This is a genomic window from Streptomyces sp. NPDC093544 (assembly GCF_040683495.1).
Lineage (GTDB): Bacteria > Actinomycetota > Actinomycetes > Streptomycetales > Streptomycetaceae > Streptomyces.
Genome location: NZ_JBFBEA010000033.1, coordinates 86,350 through 92,349 on the forward strand (window position 1 = coordinate 86,350; position 6,000 = coordinate 92,349).

Consider the following 6,000-nt stretch of genomic DNA (forward strand, 5'->3'; position numbering starts at 1 on the left):
AGCATCTTGACCAGCAAGAATGATGCCGACGATTTCCGAATCGCAGCGCCCGTCGGACGCACTTCTCAGGTGAGCTCGCATCGTGCCGCGGTGGCATGGAGTGTCCGATCCTCGTGACTGCCCCTGCTCCGAAAACCGTTCGTGCGTGCGATCAGGCACCTCTACGCTCCGGGACATGCTGCCTGCCGTGCTCACGGATGAAGAGTGGACTGCCGTTGTCGGCGTCGAGGAGATCATGCAGCCAGGCGCTGAGCATCTGGCTGCCCGTCTGGGTCTGGCGGGCCAATCCCTCCGGCGATATCCCGAAGGGTCCTTTCCCGTCTACGCAGTTGGTGACCGGCACGTGCTCAAGCTGTATCCCACAGTCTGCGCTGAGGACGGCCGCACGGAAGCACGGGTTCTGGAACACGTCCAGGGCAAGCTGCCTGTTGCCACCCCAGAGGTCCACGCCGACGGCGAATACGAGAACGGCTGGCGCTACATCCTCATGTCGCAGCTTACCGGCCAGGGGCTGGCCGATTCGTGGCCGAGTGTGCCGGGAGTTGACCGGGAACGGTTGGCAAGCGAGGTCGGCGAGACGCTCGGGGCACTCCATGCTCTCGACACGGAGCCGTTGCGCGGTGTACTCGGCCCACCCAGCTGGAGTGCCTTTCTAACCCAGCAGTGTGGAACAGCCGTGGCGCGGCAGCGCAAGGACAGGCTGCCAGATCTGTGACTGGAACAAATACCGGAGTTCCTTCAGTCTGTACCGCTGGCCAGTGAACCGGACCGGGTGCTGTTGCACACTGACGTCATGCGTGAACATCTGCTGGCGGATTCGAGCCGGTGGACGCTGAGCGGGCTCTTCGATTTCGAGCCTGCCATGCTCGGCGACCGTGCGTACGACTTCGTCGCCGTCGGCGTCTTCCTCTCCCGAGGCGATCCGCGTCTGCTCGGCCGGATCATGGCCGCCTACGGCCGTGTCTTCTCGCCGCGCGAACTGCTTGCGCACACCTTCGTGCACGTCTACAGCAACCTCCCCTGGTACTTCAGGGTGCTGCCGGCGCCGCGGACGGCCACGCTGGACTCGCTGGCAGAGGCGTGGTTCGGCACCGTGTGAACTCACGAACCCGCCAATCGGTGGTGTCCGAGGTCTGATCGCAAACGCGAGAAGTGCTCCTGACCTGCAACGATAGGACTTGCCGAGAGTCTTGTTGGCTGCGAGGAAAGAAGCACTTCCCAGGTGACCACGCGTATCGGGTCTTACCCGCGTCTCCGAGTTGAGGGCAGCGGTCGCGGAATGGTTTCGCAGGCCGGGGCGGTGCTGTTGGTAGAGACAGTTCGCAAGACCGGGCTAGACAGTGCGATATCGGCGGCGTTGACACCGTGGCGCAAGCGCCGGGCGGTACACGATCCGGGCAAGGCCCTGCTGGACGTCGCGCTCGGAGTCGCTCTGGGCGGGGACTGCTTGGCAGACGCGGCGATACTGCGGGCCGAACCCGAGGTGTTCGGCCCGGTGGCCTCCGATCCGACCATCTCCCGTCTGCTCGACACGTTCGCCGCAGCCGGGCCGAAGGCCCTGGCCGCGATCCGCACGGCCCGAGCAGAAGTACGCTCCCGTGCCTGGGAGTTGGCCGGTGCGAAGAGTCCCGCCGTCGATGGATCAGTGACCCTGGACCTCGACGGCGTGCTGGTCCCGGCGCACTCCGAGAAGCAGGACGCCACCGCGACCTGGAAGAAGACCTTCGGCCATCACTCCCTGCTCGCATTCGTCGACCACGGCCAGGTCGGTTCCGGCGAGCCGGTGGCCGCCCTGCTACGGCCCGGCAACGCGGGCTCCAACACCGCGAGCGATCACATCGAAACCACCCAGCTCGCCCTGGCCCAACTGCCCAAAGCCTTGCGGCGGGGCCGGCAGACGCTGATCCGGACCGATTCCGCCGACGGCACCCACGCCTTCCTCGGCTGGCTCTCCAAGCCGGGCCGATGGCTGTCGTATTCGGTGGGAATGACCATCACCGACGCCGTCCACCAGGCGGTGCTGGAGATCCCGAAGAGGGCGTGGACGCCGGCCTACGACTCCGGCGGCACCGAGCGACCTGGGGCCTGGGTCGCGGAGATCACCGACCTGCCCGACCTGACCACCTGGCCCAAGGGGATGCGGCTGATCGTCCGCAAGGAACGGCCGCATCCCGGCGCCCAGTTGCGCTTCACCGACCTCGACGGACTACGGCTGACCTGCTTCGCGACCAACACCCAGGGCGGTCAGCTCGCCGACCTGGAACTGCGTCACCGCCGTCGGGCCCGCTGTGAGGACCGGATCCGAAACGCCCGCGACACCGGCCTGCGCAACCTGCCCCTCCACGACACCGCGCAGAACCAGATCTGGCTCGAGATCGTCTCCCTCGCACTCGATCTCCTGGCCTGGATGCCGATGCTCGCGCTGACCGGCGACACCCGCCGCTGGGAACCCAAACGACTCCGGCTGCGGCTGTTCTCCACCGCCGCACAACTTGTGAACACCGGCCGCCGCCACTGGCTCCGCCTGCCCGACAGATGGCCCTGGACCGACGTCATCACCCAAGCAATCGACCGGCTCCAGGCCCTGCCGAACCCTGGCTGACCAGCCACTTCGACTGTCCCAACAGCCACACCACCACCCCGGGAAAGTGGAACCCGGCGCCCACCCGTCGCGAAAGCCGGGTCCTCGGCCCGCCCCGGCACCGAAAAGACCGCACCACACAAACGCAGAGTCCCCGTCAGCGAACTAGCGAGGACCCATGAATGATCGAGGTTAGGCGCTCGACCTTGCCGTTCGTCTGCGGGCGATAGGGGCGCGTGCGCTTATGAACGATATCGGCGGCGCTGAGAGTCTGGCCGAACAGGCGGGATCTGTAGCAGGAGCCATTGTCGGTAAGGACGTGCTCGACGGTGATGCCGTGCTCGGCGAAGAAAGTATTCGCGCGCCGCCAGAAAGAGGCCGCGGTCTCTTTGCATTCGTCGGTCAGAACCTCCCTGTACGCGAGCCGGGAGTGATCGTCGACAGCTGTGTGGACGATGCTGTAGCCGATAACGGGACTGCCGCCCCTACGCGCGTCGGTTGTGGCCCGCCGATTGCCGGCGGCCTGCTGGCGGGGCATGATCCGATGTCCGCCGCCGTCGCGAATGTTGCCGAGCTTCTTGATGTCGACGTGGACCAGTTCGCCGGGACGTGATCGTTCGTAGCGTCGGATGACCTGACCGGTGGGCCGGTCCATCCAGCGCAGCCGGTTCAGGCCGTGGCGGGTCAGGACGCGGTGGACCGTCGAGCTGGGTATGCCCAGGATCGGGCCGATCCGTGCAGGGCCGAGCTTGCGGTCGCGTCGTAGCTCGCAGATGCGATTCTCGACATCGGCAGGGGTTCGGTGCGGTGTCGTCAGGGGTCGACTGGAGCGGTCATACAACCCCGGCTCGCCTTCGGCTCGCCACCGCCGTACCCATTTGTGGGTTGTGGTGCGGGAGATGCCCATTTCTTCGGTGGCGTGGGCGATGGGCCTGCCAGCGCGGACCCGGTCGACGAGGAGCCGTCTGCCGTGGATGGTCAGCCCGGCATGGGGATGGGGCACGGGAAACCTCTGGGATCGGTGCGGAGTCTGGTGCGGAGGCTGGGCTTGTGCCCGAGGGCGCCGATCTGGTGATCGACGTCCTCGGGCGACAGAGGACGAGCCTTGTGGGCGGCGAGTCAGGCCAGGCTGTCTGCGCGCCCCACTGGATCTATTCGGCCCAGGCACGCTCCAGCTGGGTACGGAAGGTGGCGGGCTTTCGCCCGATCAGCTCGGCCAGCGTCGAGTCGACAGCGGTGAACTCGCCATTGCGCGCCGCGGCGAAGATGCTCAGCATCAGGTCGGTGATCGGGGCCGGGGCGCCGTGCGCCAGGACCTGCTCCCGGAAGACGCCGTCGGGGACGACGGTGCGGGTGAAGGGCCGTCCGGTGGCCTCGGACGCGATCTCGGCGATGGTGTCGAAGTCGAGCGCCGCCGGGCCTGTGAGCGCCGGGGTGGGCCCCTCGAAGCGGGCCTCCTCGGCGAGAATCACCGCAGTGGCCTCGGCGAGGTCGTCGTGGCCGGTCCAGGCGACGGGACCGTCGGCGGGGAGGGCGATGTCGCCGGTGTGGCGGGCGGACTCCAGGAACTGCAGGGCGCTGGAGGCGTAGAAGCCGTTGCGCAGCGCGGTCCAGGGCAGGCCGGTGGCGTGCAGCAGGTCCTCGGTCTGGGCGTGGTCCCGGCATGCCTGGAAGCGGGCGTCGTGGGCGGCGCCCATCTGACTGGTGTAAAGGATGCGACCGACGCCGGCCTGCACGGCGGCGTCGATGGCGGCGCGGTGGCCGCTGACGCATTCCTGGCCTGTGCGGTCGAGGGAGACGAGGAGCAGTTGCTCGGCGCCCTCGAAGGAGTGTACGAGCGAGGTGGGGTCGTCGAAGCTGCCCTGCCGGACGCGGACGCCGCGGTCGGCGAGGTCCTGGGCCTTGCGGGGGTCGCGGACGCTGATGCCGACGCGGTCGGCGGGGACGCGCTCCAGGAGGCGCTCGACGGTGCGGCGGCCGAGCTTTCCGGTTGCTCCGGTAACGATGATCATTGAGTTCTCCGCAAACTGTTTCCGATGGAATCGTAATTACGGTAACACTGGAAATTCCAGTGGAACCAGATCCTCGGTAACATCGGTTCATGGCTACGCGCGACTCAACCGACAGTCCCCGGCGCCGCATCGTCGACGCCGCCGTCGAGCTGCTGGAGAACGGCGGCCCTGACGCGGTGAGCACCCGCGCGGTCGCGGCCGCGGCCGGAATGCAGCCGCCGGCGATCTACCGCCTCTTCGGCGACAAGGAGGGGCTTCTTGAGGCCGTCGCCGAGCACGGTTACGCGCAGTTCCTGGAGAAAAAGCGCGCGCAGCTCGACCCCGCCCCACAGGACCCGGTGGAGGAGCTGCGCCGCGGCTGGGACATGGTGGTCGAGTTCGGGGTCTCCCGCCCCGAGCTGTTCGCGGTGATGAACCGGGCCATGGGCCGGGGATCGGACGCAGCACACCATGCGGGCTTGGAGATCCTCCATGGGCGGGTGCGCCGGCTGGCTGCCGGGGGGTGGCTGCGGGTCGACGAGGAGCTGGCCGCCCAGATCATCCAGGCAACCGGCCAGGGCGCGGTCACCACCTGGCACTCCACCCCTGCGGACCGCCGCAATCCTGCGCTGTTGACCGTCCTGCGCGAGTCCATGGTCGCGGCTGTCACTCGCGCCGAGCCGGTGGTCCCCGCCTCGGAATCCGGTCCGGCCGCGGCGGCCCGCGCGCTGCGCGCCGCCCTCCCCGACGGTGCCGATGTCCTGAGCGACGCCGAGCAGCGCCTGCTGCATGAGTGGCTCACACGCCTGGCGGCGGACGGTGGCACGCCACACGCCTGACCATGCGTCAGGCGCCTTCGTACAGGTCGAACCTCCCGAGGAGAGATCGTGCGATGAAGCAGCGTCCACGGGATGCGACAGTTGGCGACCACGCGACTCCGACCGGCTTCCCCTTACCCATAACGTGCCGCCAACCTTGATCACGTCTCCGCCGCCCACTGTTAACAGCGCTCGTGGTCAATACAGCTAGGAAGCAGCTCACGTGCCACGTCTCTCATCCGCGGCGTCGAGCTGGGGGAGTTCCTGCCGTGGATCGGCACACAAGCGCAGTCGGACGCCGGGCTGCCCGGGATCGACCGGCACATCGACTACTCCAGCCCCCTCTGTCACCACCTCGTGCGAGACCGGGTGGATAGCTGACCGAGCCCCTCCCGTCGGCACGCCCCGCGCCCTACGGTGGACCGCGAGAAGCCTGAATCCCGCTCGGTGCGCGCTGGAAACAGGTAGCCGCCCTCTTGCGTCGCCGACGTCCGGCTGCTTCTTCCTCGCTGGGTGGGGGGGTGCCCCTATGACTTTGGTCAAGGGGTGATCGGGGTTGGTGGTTGGTAGAAAGTGCCGTCGCGGAGCATCGCGAAGAGCACGTCGGCTC

General features: G+C 67.8%; 3 protein-coding genes and 2 pseudogenes. 3 read left to right on the forward strand and 2 right to left on the reverse strand.

Features of this window, described 5'->3' with window-relative positions; all coding sequences use genetic code 11:
- Positions 1 to 235 precede the first annotated feature (235 nt).
- Together AB0N66_RS36710 and AB0N66_RS36715 are read left to right on the forward strand one after the other, a co-directional pair.
- Positions 236 to 1,099 (forward strand): annotated as a pseudogene (locus AB0N66_RS36710) (aminoglycoside phosphotransferase family protein).
- Positions 1,100 to 1,222: 123 nt separating this feature from the next.
- Positions 1,223 to 2,602, forward strand: coding sequence for an IS1380 family transposase (locus AB0N66_RS36715; protein WP_365443279.1), 1,380 nt, complete (start codon positions 1,223 to 1,225; stop codon positions 2,600 to 2,602).
- 172 nt (positions 2,603 to 2,774) lie between these two features.
- On the opposite strand, the pseudogene AB0N66_RS36720 reads toward AB0N66_RS36715, so the two are convergent.
- Positions 2,775 to 3,584 (reverse strand): annotated as a pseudogene (locus AB0N66_RS36720) (IS481 family transposase); the annotation flags it as partial.
- A 148-nt stretch (positions 3,585 to 3,732) separates the two neighbouring features.
- Positions 3,733 to 4,593: an SDR family oxidoreductase gene (locus AB0N66_RS36725; RefSeq protein ID WP_365443281.1), complete on the reverse strand. Its 861-nt coding sequence runs from the start codon at positions 4,591 to 4,593 to the stop codon at positions 3,733 to 3,735.
- Positions 4,594 to 4,682: 89 nt separating this feature from the next.
- Here AB0N66_RS36725 and AB0N66_RS36730 point away from each other — a divergent pair, with 89 nt between their 5' ends.
- Positions 4,683 to 5,411: a TetR/AcrR family transcriptional regulator gene (locus AB0N66_RS36730; RefSeq protein ID WP_365443283.1), complete on the forward strand. Its 729-nt coding sequence runs from the start codon at positions 4,683 to 4,685 to the stop codon at positions 5,409 to 5,411.
- Positions 5,412 to 6,000 lie beyond the last annotated feature (589 nt).

Excerpts from the sequence above, each read along its gene's own strand:
- AB0N66_RS36725 (WP_365443281.1), bottom strand. The coding sequence starts at position 4,593 with ATGATCATCGTTACCGGAGCAACCGGAAAGCTCGGCCGCCGCACCGTC.
- AB0N66_RS36730 (WP_365443283.1), top strand. The coding sequence starts at position 4,683 with ATGGCTACGCGCGACTCAACCGACAGTCCCCGGCGCCGCATCGTCGAC.